This window comes from Arenibacter hampyeongensis, assembly GCF_002909255.1.
Lineage (GTDB): Bacteria > Bacteroidota > Bacteroidia > Flavobacteriales > Flavobacteriaceae > Arenibacter > Arenibacter hampyeongensis.
The window spans coordinates 386234-408113 of record NZ_PIOB01000002.1; the positions used below are offsets into that span (position 1 = coordinate 386234).

Consider the following 21880-nt stretch of genomic DNA (forward strand, 5'->3'; position numbering starts at 1 on the left):
TCGATTAATTTTCGATATTTTTACCCTCTAATCTATTCAAATGAAAAACACAGCACTGACTAAGATTCACGAAGCACTAGGTGCTAAAATGGTACCTTTTGCAGGATATAATATGCCTGTTTCCTATGAAGGAGTTAACATAGAGCATGAAACCGTCCGTACCGGTGTGGGCGTTTTTGATGTATCCCATATGGGTGAATTTTTAATAAGTGGGCCCAAGGCATTGGACCTTATACAAAAAGTAACTTCCAATGATGCCGCAAAATTAACCATAGGAAAGGCACAATACAGTTGTCTGCCCAATGAAACTGGTGGAATTGTTGATGATCTTATAGTCTATAAAATTAAGGAAGAACAATATCTATTGGTCGTAAACGCCTCCAACATTGATAAGGATTGGGAACACATTAGCAAATATAACAAGGACTTTGATGCTGATATGCGGAATATATCGGAAGGTTATTCCCTTTTGGCCATTCAGGGTCCAAAAGCTGTGGAAGCAATGCAAGCGCTAACTTCAATAGACTTAAGCACTATTAAGTTCTACAATTTTGAGGTGGCTGATTTTGCCGGTGTAGAGCATGTAATTATTTCTGCCACAGGATATACAGGTTCGGGCGGTTTTGAAATATATTGTAAGAATGAAGAAGTGCAGCAGATTTGGGACAAGATCTTTGAGGCCGGTGATGCACTTAACATAAAGCCCATTGGACTTGCCGCTAGGGATACCTTGCGATTGGAAATGGGTTACTGTTTGTACGGTAATGATATTAACGATTCCACCTCTCCTCTGGAAGCCGGTCTGGGATGGATTACCAAATTCACCAAGGATTTTGTGAATAGTAAAGCCTTGGCAAAACAAAAAGAAGAAGGAGTTACCAAAAAACTGGTAGCTTTTGAGATGGATGAAAAGGGAATTCCAAGGCACGATTATGATATTGTGGATCAAAAAGGAAAGAAAATAGGGGTCGTAACCTCGGGTACCATGTCACCGTCCATGGGGAAAGGTATTGGTTTAGGATATGTCCCTACTGGTATATCCCAAAATGGCGGTAAAATCTTTATTCAAATTAGGAAAAATATAGTTCCTGCTACCATTGTTAAACTCCCTTTTTATAAGGAATAGCAGTGGTAACGGTTGAGTTTTGCAAAAGGAGGTGATAGAATGAACAAAATACTCATTTTAGGAGCGAGCGGTTTTATAGGAAATGCCATATATAAGGAATTACATTCCTATTTTGACACCTATGGTACCTACTATTCTTCAAGAAAGAGCTTTGAGAACAATCAACAGTTCTTCAGGTATGATCTGGAAGAAGATGATGTATATGGAATATTGGAAAAGGTAAAGCCCGATCTAATTATCTCTGCCATAAGGGGAAATTTCCAGGCACAGGTCATGGCACATCAACATATCGTAGAATACATTCAAAATAGGGACTGTAAATTGTATTTTATATCCTCTGCCAATGTTTTTGACGCCTACAGCAAATACCCTTCCTATGAAAATGACAAAACCTTGTCTGAAAGTATCTATGGCCGACTCAAAATTAAAATAGAAAATATGTTGCTAAGGATACCCATTTCAAAAATGGCAATTCTTAGAGTCCCTATGGTTTTTGGCAATAATTCACCAAGGATTAAAGAAATTAAAAACGCCCTGACCCATAATGAACCTATTGAGGTATTCCCCAATTTGATCATAAACGTCACCAATGATGACAAGCTAACACAACAGATACATTACCTTATAAATCACAATAAAACAGGGATTTTTCATTTGGGCAGTGTAGACCTAATACACCATGAAGATTTTATAAAGGAAATTGTAAACAGGATGGGCAATTTCAAACCTATCTACAAGCGTGTCTTTACCACCAATGAAGACCGCTATCTGGCCGTACTGCCAAAATCCAACCGACTTTCAAAGAACTTATTATTCAATTATCAGGAAATAATTGACCATCACATCTTTAGTGAATAGGCCACAATGAATTGTGCCGTTTTAATTAACTTTATAAAAAATAGCGACATGAAAAAATTATCGGAAGCAGAAATAGAAAAACGATTGGAAGAATTGGATGGATGGGACTATGTGGATGGTGCCATTGAAACTTCGTTTGAATTCAAAAATTTCAAGGATGCCTTCTCTGTAATGACGAGAATTGCCTTTGAATGTGAATCCCAAAATCATCATCCAGATTGGAGTAATGTATATAATTCCCTTAATATAAGGCTATCTACCCATGATGCGGATGGCGTTACTGAAAGGGATTTTAAATTGGCGCACAGTATTGAAGAAATTATCGTAAGCAACTAAGCTTAACACTTGCAACAGGAGTAAAAATTATTAAATTTGTTTCATATTATTCTAATTAAACCAAGAAATGGGAAGAGCTTTTGAATTTAGAAAAGCACGTAAAATGAAAAGATGGTCCGCAATGTCAAAGGCCTTTACCAGAATAGGCAAAGATATTGTTATGGCGGTAAAAGAGGGAGGACCAGACCCGAATTCCAATGCACGGTTAAGGGCGGTAATCCAAAATGCCAAGGCCGTAAACATGCCCAAGGATAATGTGGAAAGAGCCATTAAAAGAGCCTCTGACAAGAGTTTAGGGGACTTTAAGGAAGTTCTTTTTGAAGGATATGCACCTCACGGAATTGCCATATTGGTGGAAACAGCTACAGACAATAATACAAGGACCGTGGCAAATGTTAGAAGTTACTTCAACAAATGTAATGGTAGTCTGGGAACTTCCGGTTCCGTTGAGTTTATGTTCGACCATACCTGTAATTTTAGGATTTCAGCTGAAGATATCGACCCTGAGGAATTGGAATTGGAAATGATCGACTTTGGAGCCGAAGAAGTTTTTGCCGATGAGGATGGTATTTTAATTTATGCTCCCTTCGAAAGTTTTGGAGCCATTCAGAAAGAACTGGAAAACAGGGAGATTGAAATTCTATCTTCCGGTTTTGAACGTATTCCACAGGTAACCAAGGCCTTGAGTGAGGAAGAAGCTGCAGATGTTGAAAAACTCCTGGAAAAAATAGAAGAGGACGATGATGTACAAAACGTATATCACACCATGCAGGAATAATTATTTTCATTAGTCAATTACCTCATGGGCTTGCCTTGAGGCATCGGATGGAAACTACTGATAATATTTCAACGTCCGCCCGAACGGTACCGACCGGCAAGTGTCGTAGCATTCATATCTCACTTAGTGGGTAAAAAAATAAAGAAGAGGCCCTTGATGAGGCCTCTTCTTTATTTATGGATTTAATGCTTTTTATATTATAAATCAATTCCAACATTTGGAAACACCCAACTTTAGTGCAGTTCTTCGTCAGCTTCTATTAGGAGTGATTTGTTCAAGTTAAGAAAAACAGTGCCGTCATTTTCCGATGGAGAAACCGATTCAATAAAATTGTTCTGTTGGTTTCCAGTTGCTACGATAGGATTACCGTACCACATATTTCCATTGTTGACAAAAATATTATTCGTAATAGTAGTTTTGGAATCATGTTTAAAACCTCCGCCAGTATTAATAATAGTTCCTGTATTGCCCTGAAATAGGTTTCCGTCAAAAAGGGTATTATTGGCACCCAGGGTATCCTCGCCCCACGATGGAGTGTCTCCAATTTTACTTGAAAACGTAAACAGCAGATTGCCGGTATTGTTTACGAAGGTAGAATTCAAAACCTGGTAGCGGTTTACCCCCCTAAAACTGGCAATTTGACTATGGTTCCTACTAAATTTGCAATTTTCTATTTTTACATAGCGCTCCGTGGAAAAAATTAAGTCCCGATTGTTGCTAAATGTAGATCCCGTTACCGTAATTCTATTTGTATAGTCACTTTCATTATCTGATGTTATACTTGGAGTAGATCCCCAATAGCTTCTAAATAGGGTGGCCGAATTGTTTTTAAAAATGGAATTGGTGATATCAATGGTCGAATTGTCACCTTTGGACCAAAAAGCAGTTTGGTTGGAAATTCCGGTAACCACTATTTCAGTAGCTATAACAGATGATCCGGAGACATCAAAAATAGTCCCGTTATTATAATTATCGGCAGAATCTGTAAAGGTGAATCCAGATATATCCAATGTAAATCCCGATTCAATTACAAACATTCGGTATTCACTAGCACCAGAAATAGTAATATTATCTGCCCCGCCCCCTCTAATAATCATATTACTGGTCACATTCGGTAGGTTGGAGTTTAAGTTAATTAAACCCTTCAGCCCTGTATCAAAAACAATTTTATTGATTTTGAAATCCTCATTGGCCCTATTTATCGCCCAGCGTAAGGTTCCTATACTATTATCATCGGCAAGGGAAGTTACCGATATATCCCCTTGTGCATAAGATCCTGAAAAACAGAAGATGGCAATGAGAAAATATATTATTTGATTTCTTTTCATTCTCGATGGAATTTATACAATAGTTGCTGGTTTGTACAATGCTTTTCCTTGATATAAATACGCTTATACATTGTTCATTCATAACGTATTGATATCAAATTTAGTATTTCAACTATAGTAAAGGATTTATTACAATACTAAAGATGTGTAAGTGTTAAAAAATGTTGTGAACTGCCCTATTGGTACAGTCTTGTTTTCGGAGAGTTACCAATTCCATGCCAAAAACTGCTCTTGGATTAAAAACCGAATATTGAAATTTGTCCATTCCGGAATACTATATTGGAGAATACTATAATTGAGACTCTTCCCGTGCATATGAAGAAATGGGAAAGAGGCTTCAATTCAAAATAGTTTTGAATCAAAAAAAGGGCTAACACCTGTGTATTAGCCCTTTTTACAATAGTTTATATCTTCTTTAAAACAAAAACCTCAACAAAAATTCATTGGTATTTTTGGCACTGGCCAATTCGCTCCTAGTACTTACTTCATAGGCATATCCCAATTGCAATCTTTTTTTGATGCTGAAATTTACCAGCCCGGCAAAAGCACCATCAGTCCGGTAACTGCCCCCGAACTCAAAGCTTTCGTCGAAAGATAGCATGGCATTGAAGTCCACTGAAACCGGTGCCCCACTTACATAACGCCCCATGACCGAAGGTTTAAGCATTAGGTTGCTAGGTGCATTTAATAGAACCGCATATCCGGCCGTAGCGTAGACATGTGGCTTGGCCAAAGCTGCCGTGGCCACTCCATTGTTATTATCCGCTCGGTCTGTGGACAAAAGCCGTGGTACGGCCAGGGAAGCGTACCACTTGCCATTTTTCAACAAGGCCCCTACCCCCACATTGGGATTAAAACGGGAAATTGATGAGATACTCGGGTCTGAATTTACGTTATATGTTTCCAGTCCGGAGGTATTGACACTATAAGAGTTACCGCCTGCCTTTAGCCCCAGATAAAGATCCGTCCCTTGGGTCAACTGTAACCTATAGGAAAAATCGATACCTGTAAAAGTCTGGCTTTCCACAAAAGTATTACTGTTGTAGATGGATATGCCAATTCCCAGCTTTTTGCCCAAGGTGGTCCCAAAGGATACCGCTTCCGCACTTGGCGCATCCTGGATGCCGGTCCATTGTTGTCTGAATGTCGCCGTGACCATTGTCTCCCCGTCCACCCCAACATAGGCCGGATTATAAGAATTCATATGGTACATATAATTGGTGATTACCCCTTCCTGCTGGGCAAACATACTTCCGCCCACTAACAAAAGTGCGCCTATAATAATCTTATTGTATTTCTGCATGTTAAAATGTCTTTGGTTCTAATTTATGGTTATGTTAACGTGAAGTGATATAAAGCCATCCGTCCTGGTCTACTTTTCCATCACCTTCAAAATCGATCTGGAAATAGTAGGATCCGGCATCTGGAAGTTTGGCTCCTAGGTCTTTGTAACGGCCGTCCCATGTATTTTGGTAATTCCTAGCCGAGAAGACCTCTTTTCCCCAAGAGTTGAATACCCTTACCAAAGAATTGGGATAGTTCTCTATGTTATGGATCATCCAGGTATCATTGATTCCATCGCCGTTAGGAGTAAATGATTGGGAAACGTTGAGTTCCATGGTATCACAAACATCACCAAGACCATCGTTGTCCCGGTCTTCCTGACCTGGATTGCGCACTTCCGGGCAGTTGTCCAATGAATCCTGAACACCATCACCGTCGGCATCCTTCTGGGAGTCGGCACAGCCTTGGGCATCTACACTTTCACTGGACGGAGTATTGGGACATTCGTCCATATTATCACTTACTCCGTCGTTGTCGGAATCCTTTTGGGAAGGAGTACACCCATAGGTGTCCACTGCTTCATCTTCGGGCGAATCAGGACATTGGTCCTCTTCATCGTTCACCCCATCAAAATCATTGTCCTTTTGGGAATCGGAACAACCATTGGTGTCAACAGACTCTCCAGCGGGAGTAGCAGGACAATCGTCCATCTCATTGTTGACGCCATCACCATCTGCATCTTTTTGAGAAGCGGAACAGCCCGTGCTATCTGCATTTTCACCTCCTGGGGTATTACCACAGATATCAATTGCATCGGAAACACCATCGTTATCTGCATCCTGTTGGCTATCTGAACATCCGTTGGCATCTACTGTTTCTCCAATTGGTGTGTTAGAACAGGTATCAATTGCATCAGAAACACCGTCATTGTCGCTATCCTTTTGACTATCCGAACAACCATTGCTATCTACAGATTCCCCACTTGGAGTATTCGCACAGATATCAATTGCATCTGAAACACCATCGTTATCAAGGTCTTTTTGACTGTCCGAACAACCATTCGCATCAACTGTTTCTCCATTTGGAGTATTCACACAGGTATCAATTGCATCAGAAACACCGTCATTGTCGCTATCCTTTTGACTATCCGAACAACCATTGCTATCTACAGATTCCCCACTTGGAGTATTCGCACAGGTATCAATTGCATCTGAAACACCGTCGTTATCACCGTCTTTTTGACTGTCCGAACAACCATTCGCATCAACTGTTTCTCCATTTGGAGTATTCGCACAGGTATCGACATCATCCATAACACCATCGCTATCACTGTCCTTTTGACTATCCGAACAACCATTGCTATCTACAGATTCCCCTGTAGGCGTATCGGCACAAGTATCGATAGCATCTGAAACACCATCGTTATCGGCATCCTTTTGACTGTCTGAACAACCGTTGGCATCTACTGTTTCTCCTGTTGGGGTATCACCACAAATATCAATAGCGTCTGAAACACCATCATTATCGGCATCTTTTTGAGAATCTGAACAACCGTTGGCATCTACTGTTTCTCCTTCAGGAGTGCCCAAGCAATTATCCAAACTATCTTTTATTCGATCCCCATCTTCATCAGGACTAGCCGTACTTCTCTCATAACTAAAACCACCACCGCTTCCACCACTTTCCCATGATAGGATTTTAACATCAATATAGATATCATCCGTAATAAGGTGAAGAACAAAATCGGTATTGGTATAACAGGGAGGACACCATCCCATGGTATTTATCCAAGTTGAAAAATTAAGAGATCCAAAATCTGCAGTGGTACCCTGCGCCCATTCGGTATCTTTTGGGGAAATATAAATATTCTCATCGTAAACAGTTTCAGCAGCAATGTTAAACAAGCCTTTATTATTGGCTCGGGTAATTATTACGTTATCTGTTAAAAAATCCTGATTCTCCCCTTGGGTCCAATCTGTACTGGATATTTTTTCAACAATAATTTTCGGACCGTCCCAAATAAATGGTAGCTGTGGTTGATTATTAATTATTGCACCGGAAACACTTTCGTTACCTGCCAAATCATAGGCCTTCAGGCTGTAATAATAGGTGGTATTGGCTATTAAACCCGTATGGTAAAATTCATTATAGCTAATATGGGAAAGATCTGCAATCAAAGTCAAGGAGTTTTCATCTGTCCCTCCATATAAGTGGTATCCTACCGTATCTTCTGTATTAGAATCCCATTCCAAATGTATTTGGTATGCACCAGCAGTACTTGTGAATCCAATGGGAGCCAGTGGTTCCGTAATATCCGTACATCCATCTGCTTCCACAACCTCACCAGAAGGAGTGTTAGGGCAAAGATCTTGGTAATCGGCAACCCCATCATTATCATCATCCAAAAAATTTAAATTGATTGTACCATTATTCTGTGCAATACTTGCTCTATTCACATCTACATCATAAATAGAAATCTCATCAAATGGGGATATAGTTAACTCCTCCGTTCCGTGAATAGTGCCCAAAATATTTATTCCTAAGACATAAGTATTTCCACTAATAGATATACTAGTCGGTGACGAAGAGCCCAAAGTAGCATTACCGCCTGAAAGTGAAAATTGAAAGTCATTGGCTTCCAATGCACCAGACCCTAGATCTGAATTAAAAACAGGTCTGCTCATGGTTACCGATACCGTAGCATCAATTGCGGAATGTGTAACCGAGGTAATAAAATTTGGCAATAAATTACTGGAGACCACAATTGGATTACCCGTCCAATTGGTGCCATTGTTTTCAAATATATTATCAAATATGGTGGTCTTATTGTCATAATTGGAACTCCCTCCGGGATTAATAACGGTTCCAGTGTTCCCAATAAAGGTATTGCCCTCAAAAAGAGTATTATTGGTACCTAAGGTTCCTTCGCCCCAGGAAGGATTCTGCCCAATCCAACTATAAAATGAAAATAATTGATAGCTGGTATTATTGGTAAACGTTGAATTTAATACCTGATACCTGTTGACTCCTCTAAAAAGTCCAATTTGACCGGTATTATCCTCAAAAATACTATTCTCAATTTTCACATAACGTTCTGTATAGAATATTAGGCCTGAATTGGAACTGAAAGTAGATCCGGTGACGGTTATTCTATTGGTATAGTCAGTTTCATTATCAGATGTTGTAGTAGGTGTTGAACCCCAATCACTCCGGAACAAGGTGGCCGAATTGTTATTGAAGGTAGAGTTGGTTATATTAATAACAGAATTGTCACTTTTGGACCAAAAGGGAGTACTATAAATAATCCCCGAAACCACTATATCTGAAGCATTTACGGTTGATCCGGATACTGCAAAAATAGTTCCATTGTTATAATCATTTGCACTATTGGCAAAGGTAAACCCAGAAACATCCAAAGTATAACCAGAATTAATAACAAACATTTTAAACTGATTGTTTCCAGAAATAGTAATATCTGAAGCGCCAGGACCTGTAATGACCATACTACTGGTCACATTTGGAAGATTGGAAGTTAAGGTAATAGTCCCTGATAGCCCGGAATCGAAAATAATCTCATTGATATTGGCATCGGCATTGGCCGTGGTCATTGCCCAACGCAAAGTGCCTAAAGTGCCATCATCGGTTAGCGAAGTTACCGTGACGGTTGTTTGCGCCCAAGATGCCGAAAAACATAAAAGGGCAATTAAATAAGTAAAAACAGTTTTTTTTTTCATTCTCAATGTAAATTAAAATTTTGATTAGTTGGTATTTATATGTAGCCTATTTCCTGAATTTTAACAATCCAATACTTATTACGTAAATAGATTACTACGGAATCAAAAGTAGTATTATACCCATATAATGTGTAGTTTGTCAGCGCCAAAGATGTGTAAGTGCCGAATTATGTTGTGAAATTTATTAATACCGTAGTAGGATTAATTTGTAGGAAAATTAATCGCTTACAACTATTCTAAAAACAGATAATTTTAGTACTAAACTATTGCCGTAATCTAGGAATTAGATTAAGAATTTAAGAGAAAAATAGATTCAATAAAGAAATTGGATAGTATAAAATAGGCAGTTGTACGGAACTCAAATAAATTCCATGTCAGACAAAAACAAATTTTCGGAACCTTAAAAACTATTCTCGGGAATCTTGCCTTCCACTCCCTTAAAGAATTCCTTATAGGTTGAGAAATCCTGTTCCTTGTCGTCTGTAGGATATTGTGGTTTGGAAATTTTTATTTGCTTTTTTCCAAAATCGAACGCCACCATTACAATGGGAACTTTGGCCGCCTTGGCAATATAATAGAACCCTGTTTTCCATTCCGCAACTTTTTTTCTAGTTCCTTCAGGGGATAGCGCCAATCTGAACTTTTTATTCTGCTCGAATATTTTGGTCGTGGCACCTACGGTATCCATTTGTTTGCTTCTATCTATAGGGGCACCACCCATCCAGCGAAAAAACCACCCAAAAGGCGGTTTAAAAAGAGCTTTCTTTCCTATAAAATGAATATCCTCGTTCAAGACCCGTCGAATTAGCAGTCCCAGGAAAAAATCCACCCAGCTGGTATGAGGCACCACAATTACAACGCATTTGTCCAACTGTGGAAAGGAACCAATTAGTTTCCATCCTAATATTTTAAAATAAATAAACTTTGCAAGTGCATGCATAAACCATCAATTATTTAAAATGTTAAGGTCTCAGTTAATTTTTAATTCAAAAAAAACATTTTATCATTTTCTACCCAATCCCCAATGAAATCAAGTTGCAAATTGGCATTAATAAACAGATTACGAATTTTTGGTAATATTATATTTTTTTATAAATAGACTTTAATTTCTCTGGGTTTATAATAGTTCTCCAAGCACTTCCCAAGGCGTTTTCCCATAGGGGTTCGAGGCTTAAAGCTACATTGATCATAATATCAAAATCGTTATTGGTCAATTCATTGCAGATGCCTTTTGGAAGTTGGATATTGTGTTTTTCCTTCATTTCATTAAACAACTCAACACCATCTGGATAAAACTCTTCCAAATGCTGAAAAACCAAGCAATTGCCAATACCATGCCGTACTCCCAACAAGTAGGACAAACCATAGCTCATTGCATGGGCCACGCCCACCTGCGAATATGCAATACTCATACCGCCATGCCAAGAAGCCATCATTAACTTATTTCTGGAATCATCTTCCTTCAAATCTCCCAAATAAACTTCTTTGCACAATTCCAATGACTTTTCCCCGTAGCTTTGACTAAAGGCATTTAAAAAAGTGCCGTTCAGTGATTCTATGCAATGTATAAAACAATCCATTCCTGTATAGAACCATTGTTCTTTTGGGACACCCAGTGTTAGATCGGGATCCATGAGCACTTGATCAAAAGTGGTGTAATCCGAATTAATCCCTAGTTTTTTCTCGGGCCCCAATAATACAGTGGTCCTGGAGACCTCAGCTCCCGTACCACTAATTGTGGGAATACCTACGTGATATATTGATGGTTTATTAACTAAATCCCATCCTTGATATTGATAGGCATTGCCCTTATTGGTCAACATGATTGCCACAGCTTTTGCCAGATCCAACAATGTACCTCCGCCAATACCAATAATTCCTGAAGGCAAATCGGCAAAATCATTTTTAATTTTAATTACCAAGGCGTCTACTTGGTCTGTTTTTGGTTCCTCTTCCGCTGAAATAAAAATTATCTGATCGTTAAATATCAGAGGTATTCTGGAAACTAGTTCAGTGCCTTCAAACACATCGTCGACCAAAAAGATAAATGGTGCCTCTGAATGAATCCTTTTGGGCATCAAAATTTCCCCCAATTGTCCAAAACATCCTTGGCCAAAAATGACCCGGGGTACCATAGGAAAGTTCTTATAATTCGTCATCAATCCGGGGTGGCTAATAGTATTATTATTTTTACTCTTTACATTCATAAACTTAATTAAGATATTCCAATATATCCGAGATAGTGTTCAAGGTAAGATGATCATTCTTGTGTTCTTCCAACTTTACTTCTTCATGTTGCCATGTGGTATGAAATGGAATATGTACCGCCTTTGCCCCAATATTCAAAATTGGCAATACATCCGATTTCAATGAGTTTCCGATCATCAAAAACTCCTCTACAGGAATTTCCAAATGATTCAGTAGATTCTTATAATTATCCTCCTTTTTATCACTAAGTACCTCTACATGATGAAAATATTTGGACAAGCCCGACTTTTCCAATTTTCTTTCCTGATCCAACAAATCACCTTTTGTCAATACAATTAATCGATATTTATCCTTTAATTTCTCCAACACTTCCTCCACACCATCCAATAACTCAACCGGGTGCAACAACATTTCCTTTCCTAGATTCAATATCTCGACAATCCTTGTCTGAGAAATCCTATTATTGGATAAATCCAGGGCAGATTCAATCATGGACAACATAAATCCTTTTATACCATAACCGTATAATTCCAAATTCTTGATCTCGGTTTTAAAAAGTTCCTGATCAATTTGATTTTTGGTTTCATAATTATCCAAAAGGCTGGCAAATTTTTCTTCCGCATTCCTAAAATACGTTTCGTTTACCCATAGCGTATCATCGGCATCAAAACCAACTACTTTTATTTTCTTAAAATCTATTTCCATACCTTCTTGGCTTTTTCCAAATCTTCGGGCGTATCAATTTCAATACCTGATACGTTGGTTTCTACCATTTTAATTTTTTTTCCATATTCCAAATAACGAATTGCTTCTATTTTTTCAGTAGCTTCCAATATTAGCATGGGCAATCTCTGAAAATCCATGAGTGCACTTTTTCTAAAGGCATAAATTCCTTTATGCTTAAAATACGGAATGTCCAATTCCCTTGACCTAGGGTAAGGAATGGGGGCACGGGAAAAATAAAGGGCAAAATTCTGATTATCAACAATTACTTTTACTGTATTGGGGTCATTGATTTCCACCCAATCCGTGATTCTTGTCATTAAGGACGCTAAATCTATTTCTTTGGCAATATCGTGCTTAAAAACTTCAATTACACTAGCAAGACTTTCCCTGTCCGTAAATGGTTCATCTCCTTGAACATTAACAATAATATCGACATCCATAGCCTCCACAGCCTCAGCAATACGATCACTACCGCATTCATGCTGCTTAATGCTCATAATAGCTTTTCCCCCCACTTTTTTAATAGTATCATATATTATGGCACTATCCGTAACTACATACACTTCCTGAAACAAGCCAGTATTTACTGCTGCTTCATATGTCCTTTGTATTACCGGTTTCCCCTGTAGGTCCTGCATAAGCTTTGCCGGAAATCTTGATGCGGCGTAACGCGCCGGTATCATTGCAATGATTTTCATTTGTAGATATTTATTGTTTTTGAACGGTCATATGTAATACGCATATCTTCATTGATTTTGTGACCAGTTTTGGATCATGGCCATTTCACACGAAAATTATTTAAGGTTAATTTGGATTATGTTTTAGGTTTAAGTTTTCTATAAACCCTAAAAATGACGACCAATATTATAAGGACCATGAAGGCTGCCAGAATGGGTGCAAAGATTGAAGCTGTAGCCACTGCGGCGGCAGTCCCTGTTTCCACTAGACCAATTACAGGATTGGCCGTACCACCGGTGGTGGCCGTCGATGCCAATCTACCTGTGGCAGAAGCTCCTTTTATGGCCGTAGCTGTTCCACCTCCGGCAATTATAGCTAAAGTCCAAGTAATCAGGGGATCTAAATTGGATGCCGTTGAAACCATTACTGCTGTACCCGCCAAGGCGGCCATAGGTACGGCAAAACTATCCAACAGATTGTCCAGCCAAGGTATAAAGTAGGCAAAAATTTCCACGATCGTTGCAACCCCTAGAACTATTAGAGCTGTAATACTTCCTATCCACTGCCAATTTTCATTCAATTCCCACAAATTAAAATAAGCGGCCAAACTTAAAAAAAACAATGGTAAAAAGATTCTAAATCCCACAGATGCCGCTAGCCCGACACCTAAAAATATGCTTAAAATGGTCTCAAAAGTCATATTCCAAAATTATAATGCGAAATTAGACTATTCCTAATCAACAAAAAAATCGTTCTTGAAGCCTATAAGATACAGTTTGTGCTTTGCCCTGGTCACCGCAGTATACAACCATCGAAGATACTCCCTGTCTATTCCGTTGGGTAAATAAGGTTGTTCCACAAACACAGTATTCCATTGACCTCCCTGTGACTTATGACAGGTAATGGCATAAGAGAATTTAACCTGAAGCGCATTGAAAAATTTATTGTTCTTAACCGCCAGAAACTTCTTGTATTTGGATTTTTCATCAGCATAGTCCCTCATCACTTCCTGATACAGCCGATTACCATCATCATAGGATAAAGACGGGGTCTCCGCCATAATGGTATCCAGCAATAGAACTGTTTCAAAAGGCTTTTGGTTGGGATAATCTACCATTTTCACCTTTACCTCGGCAAATTTAAAACCGTACAACTCTTTTATCGAAAATATCTCCAACACTTCAATAATATCCCCATTGGCAATAAAACCAGCCTCTGAAGTAGGCTTCAACCAAAAATAGTTGTTTTTAACCACCATCATGTAATCCCCTACGGCAAGTTCATTTTCAAGGTAGAGAATTCTATTCCTAATGTTTTCGTTATATAAATTGGCCCTCTTGTTGGACCTAACGATAATGGCGGTTTCCTCCTTGCCATTTTGCGAATAGGATTCGTCTATTGCCTCCTGAATATCATTCCCATCCACTAGGCGCACAATATCACTATACTGACTTACCAAAAATTTAAAATCATCGTAAAATTCGCCCTGAAGCTGTTCCCTTAAATTAGTGGCATTTACCAATATTCCAGAATCCTCTGCCTGTCTAACTACCTCGTCCAATTCCAATTTTATGACTTCCTTATTATAATTTAAGGACAATTGATTTTCGTCCAAGGCAGGACTAATATTCAAATGTACAGGGGGAAGCTGAGCGGTATCACCAATTAGAATCAACTTGCAGTTGTGTCCTGAGTAAACAAACATCAATAAATCGTCCAATAGAGAGCCATTCTCAAACAACTTGGAATCTGCGGGAGTATCCGGAATCATTGAGGCCTCGTCCACAATAAATATAGTATTTCTGTGCTTGTTGGGCGACAATACAAATTGAACCCCACCTCCACTTTGTTTTTTGGGGAAATAAATTTTTCTGTGAATTGTAAAAGCCTGTGTTCCGGAATAATTGGACATTACCTTGGCCGCCCGGCCCGTGGGGGCCATTAAAACCGCCTTCATCGTGGTTTTCCAAAGATTGGTTACTATGGTGCCGACAATGGTTGTCTTTCCCGTCCCTGCAAACCCTTTTAACATGAAAACACTATCCTTTTCCTTGGATAAAACAAAGCTTGCAAGTTTTTCCAAAGCAACTGTCTGCTTGGCAGTTGGATCATGGGGAAATTTGTCTTTGAGTAGTTTAAAAAAAGTAGCGTCCGTTATAGAAGTCATAGGTCATCAAAGATAATCAGTATTTTTAAGGTCAAATACTTTTACCATTAAAAAAAAATTGTAGATTTGTGACAACCACTAAATAAAATAACACTTACAAGATGAAGACCATATTACAAATTTTCCTTTGGATAGTATCTATCGTGTTGGGATATATGATTTATAATTCTGTGAACGGCCCAATTGAATTTAAAAAAGTTAAACAGGAACGCTATGCTAAAGTGATATCCAATTTAAAGGACATCAGAAATTCCCAAGAAGCCTATAAAACTGTAAATGGTAGATATGCAAAAGATTTTAACGCACTTGTTAGTTTTGTAGATACTGGCCATTATACCATTACCCAACAGAGAGATTCCTCTTACTTGGAATACGACAAGAATTTCGGAATAGATATGTTGAAGGAAGTTAAAATAGTAGATACACTTGGTACTGTTTCCGTAAAGGATTCCTTATTCAAAAAAGATGATCGTTTCAAAACAATGATGAATGTACCTTTTGCCGCCAATGGCGAAAAATTCGAAATGAAGTCGACCATCATCGAAAAAAGTGGATACAAAGCTCCTGTTTTTGAAGCAAAAGTGAGTAAAGCTGTAGTATTACATGACCAACCCAAAACTTTGTTGGCAAGGGAAAATGCCCAAATTAATGTTGATGAGGTAAATGGAAACATAATTAGGGTTGGATCTTTGACCGAGGTAAGCACCAGTGGAAATTGGCCATCTATATATGACAAACGAAACGATCAATAGCATTTTAGAAAATTCTAAATCGGAATATCATAAATTGTCCATTCAAGTTAGCTTGAATGGACTTTCTTTTTGTGTTCTGGACACACTTTCCAACACAATCCTGACTTCTGAAAAGATAGTATTTGAAAATGAGCTTACCCCATATGCCGTTCAAAAGGAAATAAAACAGCTTTTTGAAAAAAACAAGATAAGGGATGTACAGTTTTCCGAGGTCGTTGTAATCCATAGGAACAATCTTTTTAGCCTTGTCCCACAAGCCCTTTTCAACAAAGAAGAACTTGCCAATTACCTGAAATTCAATGCGAAAATCCTGGCCAACGACCATCTGGAATATGATGAAATTAAAAGTTTGGACATGGTAAACGTTTATGTTCCCTTCATGAATATAAATAATTACATCTATGACCTTTTTGGAGAATTTGAATTTTTGCACCATGGTACTATCCTAATCCAGACTTTGGCCAACAGCCATGGCAACCTAAGTGATCCCATTTGTTATATACATCTCATTGAGGGGCATATGGACATTACTGTGATTTCGAATAAAAAGTTGATTCTATACAACAACTTTAGTTTTAACACCAAAGAGGATTTTATCTACTATCTATTATTTACTTTGGAACAATTAAAATTGGACACTGAAACTACCAAACTTAAACTTTTTGGATCTATAGAAGAAAATGATGAATTGTACAATATGTGTCATCAATATGTAAGGGATATTTCCATTTTTATCCCTTCCAACACAACATTTTATCATTTTGGGGGATCGGATAAGGAGACTATAGATTTTACACTGCTAAACACCCTTTAATGCGCATAATATCTGGCAAAAACAAAGGCCAAAGACTTACTGCCCCGAGACAACTCCCGGTTCGTCCTACAACGGATATGGCAAAGGAAGCCTTGTTCAACATCCTAAACAATCAATACTACTTTAACGATGTAAGCGTATTGGATCTTTTCGCAGGCACCGGAAATATCAGTTATGAATTTGCTTCCAGAGGCTCTGAAAATATAACAGCGATAGACGCTGACCTAGGGTGTATTAAGTTTATTGCCAAAACCTCCACAGACCTTAACTTTCCCATTATTGCAATAAAGAAAGATGTTTTTCAATATTTGGAAGCCAACCCAAAAAAAGCACACATCATCTTTGCCGATCCACCTTACGACCTATCCCCGGAAGAATTCTCGGCTATTCCCAAACTGGTTTTTGAAAAACAATTATTGTTGGAGAATGGTGTTTTGATTATGGAGCATTCCAAGCATACTGATTTATCCCATTTGGAATATTTCACCAATCAAAGAAAATACGGTGGCAGTGTGTTTAGTTTTTTCGAATGGACCGAGGACAATTGAAGTCTTATATCCCGGAGCAATACTTTAAAAAAAGACCTGAAACGCCATTGGGGAACTAATTAGTTGTGCCTTTTAATAATATAACTAGTTGAACTATTTGGCTTTAGATATAAAACCTATTGACAGGATATCCCCTTTGGCATCATTATATTGTCCCTATACCACCATCAAGTGGCATTAGTTGTTATTATACCGCCTGCGGCGGCATTAATTCGACTACGCATTTGCTGCGCAAATTAATCAAAACGATACCGTATGGGACGGCAGTATGTTGTTATTATACCGCCTGCGGCGGCATTAATTCGACTACGCATTTGCTGCGCAAATTAATCAAAGCGTTACCGTATGGGACGGCAGTATGTTGTTATTATACCGCCTGCGGCGGCATTAATTCGACTACACATTTGCTGCGCAAATTAATCAAAGGGATACCGTATGGGACGGCAGTATGTTTTTATACCGCCTGCGGCGGCATTAATTCGACTACGCATTTGCTGCGCAAATGCTGTCTCATTAAAAAAAGCAGGTCATAAGCCGGATTCTGTTGACCTTGAATTACTTCAAGGTCTCCTTATCATTTATCTAGGCCAAAAGTTGCCCGTTGGCTCCAACCGCCTACCCTTCAGCTCGAGCGTGCAGCCCTCAAACACTGATTTACATGACGTTGCACCGTATAGAGTTTACCTGGTTTCACTACAGCATAACCTGTACATACTTTCTGTTGCACTTGTCCTCATCTCACGACGGACGGGCGTTACCCGCTATACTGCACTATGGTGTCCGGACTTTCCTCCCCCCACGGAACGCGGGGAGCGATAAGGCGACCTGCTGCTGCAAAGGTAATTCAATTGTTGATAAATAAAATACTAAAGAGCGTTAAATAGGCGCTATAATGCAATGCTATTTTTATATTTGTACCTCACCCTCCGCGCAGTATTTTTGCGCTGAACTTAAGTCGATAGCCTTGGAACCTTTTATAGTATCCGCCCGAAAATACAGGCCCCAAACATTTAAGGATGTTGTTGGGCAACAGGCTATTACCAATACATTGACAAATGCCATAGACAATAATCATCTGGCGCAGGCACTTTTGTTTACAGGGCCAAGAGGTGTTGGAAAAACCACTTGTGCCCGTATTTTGGCCAAACAAATCAACCAAGATGGCAGGGCACATGAAGATGAGGACTTCGCTTTTAATATATTTGAACTCGATGCTGCATCCAACAATTCAGTGGATGACATAAGGGAGCTGACCAGTCAAGTGCGCATACCTCCACAAGTAGGAAAATATAAGGTATACATTATTGATGAGGTACATATGCTATCCCAGGCAGCCTTTAATGCTTTCCTAAAGACCTTGGAGGAACCACCTGCGCATGCCATATTTATATTGGCCACGACGGAAAAGCATAAGATTATCCCTACCATCCTATCCCGTTGCCAGATATTCGACTTTAAACGCATTACAGTTAAGGATGCCGCAGAATACCTAAAATATATTGCCGAGAACCAAGAAATTGAAGCGGAGGACGATGCACTCCATATTATAGCCCAAAAGGCCGATGGCGCCATGCGCGATGCATTATCCATCTTTGATAGGGTAGTGAGTTACTCCGGCAAAAAACTGACTAGAAAAGCCGTAACGGAGAATTTGAATGTTCTGGATTACGATACCTATTTCGCTGCCACCGATCTTATTCTGAAGCATGATATTCCCGGCTTATTGATTCTTTTCAATGAAACCTTGGCCAGAGGGTTTGAAGGACACCATTTTATAAGTGGTCTGGCTTCGCACTTTAGGGATTTAATGGTTTGCCTACACCCGAACACCATAGAACTCCTGGAAGTTGGTGAGGAGGCAAAAAAGCATTATAGCGATCAATCCAAAAAAACTTCGAGTTCCTTTTTATTAACGGCTATTGACCTCGCCAATGATTGTGACATAAAGTACAAGTCCAGTAAAAATCAGCGCCTTCTTGTTGAATTAACTCTAATGAAATTAGCCTCTATCGATTTTGATGGAGAAAAAAAAAAGTCTGAATCCTTAGGAAATGGTCGTAGCAAGCCGGATTTTATAATTCCTGCCTCATTTTACAGGATAAACCGCCCTGCAGTGGGGAACAAGGAACTTAAGTCCAAGAAAACTGAGGAAGGTGGAATTAATACTACAGCCCTACCTACAGAAACTATCCCTAAGGAAAAACAAGGTATTCAGCCCCAAACATCTACACCCAGTACCTCCGATCAACCTCACCGTAAGGAAGAGGCTGGCAGTATGGAGGTTACCTTGGATCATATTCCAGACCCTACTCCCAGTCCCAGGACCAAAATAAATCTAAAATCGAACGAAAGGAGGGTTTCAGGTCTTTCACTTTCCAGCTTAAAGGCAAAAAAAGAACATCAACTAAACAAAAAGGAAGATGTTATAGATGAAAGCAACCTTCCCAAAGCTATATTTACGGAAGAGGAAATGCAAAAACATTGGGCAGATTTTGTAGATATGGCGGATAAGGATGGACGTAAAATTTTAGCTTCCAACCTACATTCCGATGTGCCCAAGTTAACTGAAAATTTTACCATTTGGATAGAATTGCCAAATGGCACTATGAAGAAGGAAATTGAGCGGGATAAGTATGACTTAATGGAATACCTAAAATTAAAACTCAACAATCACTTTGTAAAACTTAGAATATCGGTCAACGAGGCTACTGCCAAGAAATTTGCCTTTACCCCTGAAGAGAAGTATCTAAAATTAAGGGAGAAAAATCCAGCCATCGACCTTCTGCGCAAGGAGTTCGATTTAGATATTTAAACCTTCCCTACCCTTTTTATCCTCCAAGCATAAAACAACATCACCAAGGCGTTTATTATAAGGCCCAAAGATTCCCGTGCATGTTCTATATTATTTATATTTCCCCCATCTATGGAAACCCCTTCAAAGTGCTCTGGCCAAAATATATAGGCACCTATTAAAAAAGCAAACGATAGTACCACCGGCACTATCAAAACCAATTTTTCCATTAAAAACAAAAACGAAGCTATTGCCGCCAAACCGTAAATAAAATACCATAACAGGGCATCGGGATCGTTGTACTGTAGAAATGTCGCCCAAATAAACAGTATGGTAAATACAGCCGAAATAATCTTGGAAAAAAGTCGCATACTAAGAATTTAAAAGGTGGTTTTCTATAATGCCGCATACTTCTGTCGCCATCAAAGTCTCATTTAAATCAGCTCCCCTTTTGTTGGTAATCAGAATCGGATGATCATTGGAATCTTCCGGGATTCTACCATGTGAACCCTTCACCAAAGTGGCGTCCAACGGAATAATATCCATTATGGTTCTGAAACCTAATTTCTTCTTCAATAACTTCCAAATAACCTTTGGCATCAATAGTTTATCCTCTGGATCTGTCAACATCTCAACGGGGTCATATCCAGGCTTTTTGTGAATATCCACCATTCTGGCATAATCGGGCGCCTTGCTGTCATCCAACCAAAAGTAGTAGGTAAACCAAGAATCCTTATCTGCCAACACTACTAAATCCCCACAACGTTCATGATCTAATTGTAATTTTTGAATTTCACTGCCCGAAAGCACTTGTTCCACCCCTTTGATATTCTTCAATATGGCCTTAACCTTGGCCACATCCTCTTTATCCTTCACATAAACATGGGCCAACTGATGATCTGCAACCGCAAAGGCCTTACTTGCACCGGCATCCAATAATTCCAATCCCCTTTCGACTCGAATATCTAGGTATCCCTCTTGCCTTAGCTTTCTATTTAAATGAACGGGATTGTTAACATTGGTTATCCCATATTCTGATAACAAAATAATATGGGCGGATTTACTTTCATAATACTCTACCAACTGCTTAACCACATTATCAATCTTATTTAAGTCCTTAGATATTTTACTTAAATCAGTTCCATAACGTTGCATATTATAATCCAAATGCGGCAAATACACCAAAGTCAGGGTAGGATCATGTAATTTATCGGTCTTCAAGGCAGCGTCTGCTATCCATTGACTAGATTTAATGGAGGTTTTTGGGCCCCAAAAATGAAAAAGAGGGAAGGTACCCAATTCACTTTGCAATTGGTCACGAAGTTCCGCCGGATAGGAATACACATCCGGGATTTTTCTTCCATCGGCCAAATAATTTGGTCTTGGAGTAACACTGTAGTCTACATTGGAATACATATTATACCACCAAAACATATTGGCACAGGTGAAATTTTTATCCTGCTTTTTAAGTTTGTCCCAAATTTTTTCTGCTTGGATCAAGCTATTGGATTGTCGCCAAAATTTAACCTCTTGTTCTTCTTTAAAATACCAACCGTTTCCCACTATTCCGTGTTCCGATGGTGTTTTTCCGGTCAAGTAAGTAGCCTGCACACTACATGTTACTGCGGGTAATTGCGGCCTAACTGTTGCCGATGTACCTTTCTCCAAAAAAGAATTGATAAAGGGAGTATGCACCCCTATCAATCCCCTAGTTAATCCAACTACGTTAAGTACTACGGTTTTCTTCATGCT

Annotated in this window: 19 protein-coding genes and 1 other RNA gene; 8 read left to right on the top strand and 12 right to left on the bottom strand. The window is 39.0% G+C overall.

Annotation, left to right across the window (positions count from 1 at the left end):
- Nucleotides 1–40 precede the first annotated feature (40 nt).
- From gcvT to CWD91_RS06510, 4 genes are all read left to right on the top strand, one after another.
- A complete protein-coding gene (gene gcvT, locus CWD91_RS06495; RefSeq protein ID WP_103440165.1) occupies nt 41–1126 on the top strand; it encodes a glycine cleavage system aminomethyltransferase GcvT in 1086 nt (361 codons plus the stop codon).
- A 39-nt stretch (nt 1127–1165) separates the two neighbouring features.
- Nucleotides 1166–1984 (top strand): sugar nucleotide-binding protein, encoded by an 819-nt coding sequence (locus CWD91_RS06500; protein WP_103440166.1) that lies wholly within the window; start codon nt 1166–1168, stop codon nt 1982–1984.
- Between the two features lie 48 nt (nt 1985–2032).
- The gene (locus tag CWD91_RS06505) at nt 2033–2320 is read left to right on the top strand and encodes a 4a-hydroxytetrahydrobiopterin dehydratase (protein ID WP_103440510.1); all 288 of its coding nucleotides are present in this window, start codon (nt 2033–2035) and stop codon (nt 2318–2320) included.
- A 67-nt stretch (nt 2321–2387) separates the two neighbouring features.
- Nucleotides 2388–3098 carry a YebC/PmpR family DNA-binding transcriptional regulator gene (locus CWD91_RS06510; protein ID WP_103440167.1) on the top strand — a complete coding sequence of 237 codons (711 nt, stop codon included), beginning with the start codon at nt 2388–2390 and terminating at the stop codon, nt 3096–3098.
- Nucleotides 3099–3331: 233 nt separating this feature from the next.
- On the opposite strand, the gene CWD91_RS06515 is transcribed toward CWD91_RS06510, so the two are convergent.
- From CWD91_RS06515 to CWD91_RS06555, 9 genes are all read right to left on the bottom strand, one after another.
- A complete protein-coding gene (locus CWD91_RS06515; protein WP_103440168.1) occupies nt 3332–4426 on the bottom strand; it encodes a hypothetical protein in 1095 nt (364 codons plus the stop codon).
- A gap of 415 nt (nt 4427–4841) precedes the next feature.
- Nucleotides 4842–5729: a PorP/SprF family type IX secretion system membrane protein gene (locus CWD91_RS06520; RefSeq protein WP_103440169.1), complete on the bottom strand. Its 888-nt coding sequence runs from the start codon at nt 5727–5729 to the stop codon at nt 4842–4844.
- A 34-nt stretch (nt 5730–5763) separates the two neighbouring features.
- A complete protein-coding gene (locus CWD91_RS23125; protein ID WP_103440170.1) occupies nt 5764–9444 on the bottom strand; it encodes a thrombospondin type 3 repeat-containing protein in 3681 nt (1226 codons plus the stop codon).
- 400 nt (nt 9445–9844) lie between these two features.
- Complete coding sequence (locus tag CWD91_RS06530; protein WP_103440171.1) at nt 9845–10384, bottom strand: 1-acyl-sn-glycerol-3-phosphate acyltransferase; 540 nt, start codon at nt 10382–10384, stop codon at nt 9845–9847.
- Between the two features lie 139 nt (nt 10385–10523).
- A complete protein-coding gene (locus tag CWD91_RS06535; RefSeq protein ID WP_239985677.1) occupies nt 10524–11651 on the bottom strand; it encodes an iron-containing alcohol dehydrogenase family protein in 1128 nt (375 codons plus the stop codon).
- A 4-nt stretch (nt 11652–11655) separates the two neighbouring features.
- Entirely contained in the window at nt 11656–12357 is a 702-nt protein-coding gene (locus CWD91_RS06540; protein ID WP_103440172.1) for an HAD family hydrolase, read from the bottom strand.
- A complete protein-coding gene (gene kdsB, locus CWD91_RS06545; protein ID WP_103440173.1) occupies nt 12348–13076 on the bottom strand; it encodes a 3-deoxy-manno-octulosonate cytidylyltransferase in 729 nt (242 codons plus the stop codon). The genes CWD91_RS06540 and kdsB overlap by 10 nt, the downstream gene beginning before the upstream one ends.
- Before the next feature lie 116 nt (nt 13077–13192).
- Nucleotides 13193–13756, bottom strand: coding sequence for a DUF4126 domain-containing protein (locus CWD91_RS06550; RefSeq protein WP_103440174.1), 564 nt, complete (start codon nt 13754–13756; stop codon nt 13193–13195).
- A 33-nt stretch (nt 13757–13789) separates the two neighbouring features.
- Complete coding sequence (locus CWD91_RS06555) at nt 13790–15223, bottom strand: ATP-dependent DNA helicase (RefSeq protein WP_103440175.1); 1434 nt, start codon at nt 15221–15223, stop codon at nt 13790–13792.
- A gap of 101 nt (nt 15224–15324) precedes the next feature.
- Here CWD91_RS06555 and CWD91_RS06560 point away from each other — a divergent pair, with 101 nt between their 5' ends.
- From CWD91_RS06560 to CWD91_RS06570, 3 genes are read left to right on the top strand one after another with little or no spacing between them, the layout of a single operon-like run.
- Complete coding sequence (locus CWD91_RS06560) at nt 15325–15975, top strand: hypothetical protein (RefSeq protein ID WP_103440176.1); 651 nt, start codon at nt 15325–15327, stop codon at nt 15973–15975.
- A complete protein-coding gene (locus tag CWD91_RS06565; RefSeq protein WP_103440177.1) occupies nt 15953–16789 on the top strand; it encodes a DUF3822 family protein in 837 nt (278 codons plus the stop codon). The genes CWD91_RS06560 and CWD91_RS06565 overlap by 23 nt, the downstream gene beginning before the upstream one ends.
- Nucleotides 16789–17337 (top strand): RsmD family RNA methyltransferase, encoded by a 549-nt coding sequence (locus CWD91_RS06570; protein WP_103440178.1) that lies wholly within the window; start codon nt 16789–16791, stop codon nt 17335–17337. Before CWD91_RS06565 ends, CWD91_RS06570 begins: the two co-directional genes overlap by 1 nt.
- A 515-nt stretch (nt 17338–17852) precedes the next feature.
- Here CWD91_RS06570 and rnpB read toward each other — a convergent pair.
- Nucleotides 17853–18169: RNase P RNA component class A (rnpB, locus tag CWD91_RS06575), an RNA gene on the bottom strand.
- Nucleotides 18170–18301: 132 nt separating this feature from the next.
- Between rnpB and CWD91_RS06580 the strand changes: the two genes are divergently transcribed.
- Entirely contained in the window at nt 18302–20149 is a 1848-nt protein-coding gene (locus CWD91_RS06580) for a DNA polymerase III subunit gamma/tau (protein WP_103440179.1), read from the top strand.
- Here the strand turns inward: CWD91_RS06580 and CWD91_RS06585 are convergent.
- Entirely contained in the window at nt 20146–20499 is a 354-nt protein-coding gene (locus CWD91_RS06585; protein WP_103440180.1) for a transmembrane 220 family protein, read from the bottom strand. The two genes, CWD91_RS06580 and CWD91_RS06585, sit on opposite strands and share 4 nt — an antisense overlap.
- Nucleotide 20500: 1 nt before the next feature.
- The gene (locus CWD91_RS06590) at nt 20501–21877 is read right to left on the bottom strand and encodes an alkaline phosphatase family protein (RefSeq protein ID WP_103440181.1); all 1377 of its coding nucleotides are present in this window, start codon (nt 21875–21877) and stop codon (nt 20501–20503) included.
- Between the last annotated feature and the right edge of the window lie 3 nt (nt 21878–21880).

What these genes read in the sequence shown, in the direction of transcription:
- CWD91_RS06555 (WP_103440175.1), bottom strand. Translation starts at nt 15,223, where the DNA reads ATGACTTCTATAACGGACGCTACTTTTTTTAAACTACTCAAAGACAAA.
- CWD91_RS06515 (WP_103440168.1), bottom strand. Translation starts at nt 4,426, where the DNA reads ATGAAAAGAAATCAAATAATATATTTTCTCATTGCCATCTTCTGTTTT.
- CWD91_RS06550 (WP_103440174.1), bottom strand. Translation starts at nt 13,756, where the DNA reads ATGACTTTTGAGACCATTTTAAGCATATTTTTAGGTGTCGGGCTAGCG.
- CWD91_RS06535 (WP_239985677.1), bottom strand. Translation starts at nt 11,651, where the DNA reads ATGAATGTAAAGAGTAAAAATAATAATACTATTAGCCACCCCGGATTG.
- CWD91_RS06560 (WP_103440176.1), top strand. Translation starts at nt 15,325, where the DNA reads ATGAAGACCATATTACAAATTTTCCTTTGGATAGTATCTATCGTGTTG.
- CWD91_RS06505 (WP_103440510.1), top strand. Translation starts at nt 2,033, where the DNA reads ATGAAAAAATTATCGGAAGCAGAAATAGAAAAACGATTGGAAGAATTG.
- gcvT (WP_103440165.1), top strand. Translation starts at nt 41, where the DNA reads ATGAAAAACACAGCACTGACTAAGATTCACGAAGCACTAGGTGCTAAA.
- kdsB (WP_103440173.1), bottom strand. Translation starts at nt 13,076, where the DNA reads ATGAAAATCATTGCAATGATACCGGCGCGTTACGCCGCATCAAGATTT.
- CWD91_RS06510 (WP_103440167.1), top strand. Translation starts at nt 2,388, where the DNA reads ATGGGAAGAGCTTTTGAATTTAGAAAAGCACGTAAAATGAAAAGATGG.
- CWD91_RS06565 (WP_103440177.1), top strand. Translation starts at nt 15,953, where the DNA reads ATGACAAACGAAACGATCAATAGCATTTTAGAAAATTCTAAATCGGAA.
- CWD91_RS23125 (WP_103440170.1), bottom strand. Translation starts at nt 9,444, where the DNA reads ATGAAAAAAAAAACTGTTTTTACTTATTTAATTGCCCTTTTATGTTTT.
- CWD91_RS06500 (WP_103440166.1), top strand. Translation starts at nt 1,166, where the DNA reads ATGAACAAAATACTCATTTTAGGAGCGAGCGGTTTTATAGGAAATGCC.
- CWD91_RS06530 (WP_103440171.1), bottom strand. Translation starts at nt 10,384, where the DNA reads ATGCATGCACTTGCAAAGTTTATTTATTTTAAAATATTAGGATGGAAA.
- CWD91_RS06570 (WP_103440178.1), top strand. Translation starts at nt 16,789, where the DNA reads ATGCGCATAATATCTGGCAAAAACAAAGGCCAAAGACTTACTGCCCCG.
- CWD91_RS06585 (WP_103440180.1), bottom strand. Translation starts at nt 20,499, where the DNA reads ATGCGACTTTTTTCCAAGATTATTTCGGCTGTATTTACCATACTGTTT.
- CWD91_RS06520 (WP_103440169.1), bottom strand. Translation starts at nt 5,729, where the DNA reads ATGCAGAAATACAATAAGATTATTATAGGCGCACTTTTGTTAGTGGGC.
- CWD91_RS06590 (WP_103440181.1), bottom strand. Translation starts at nt 21,877, where the DNA reads ATGAAGAAAACCGTAGTACTTAACGTAGTTGGATTAACTAGGGGATTG.
- CWD91_RS06540 (WP_103440172.1), bottom strand. Translation starts at nt 12,357, where the DNA reads ATGGAAATAGATTTTAAGAAAATAAAAGTAGTTGGTTTTGATGCCGAT.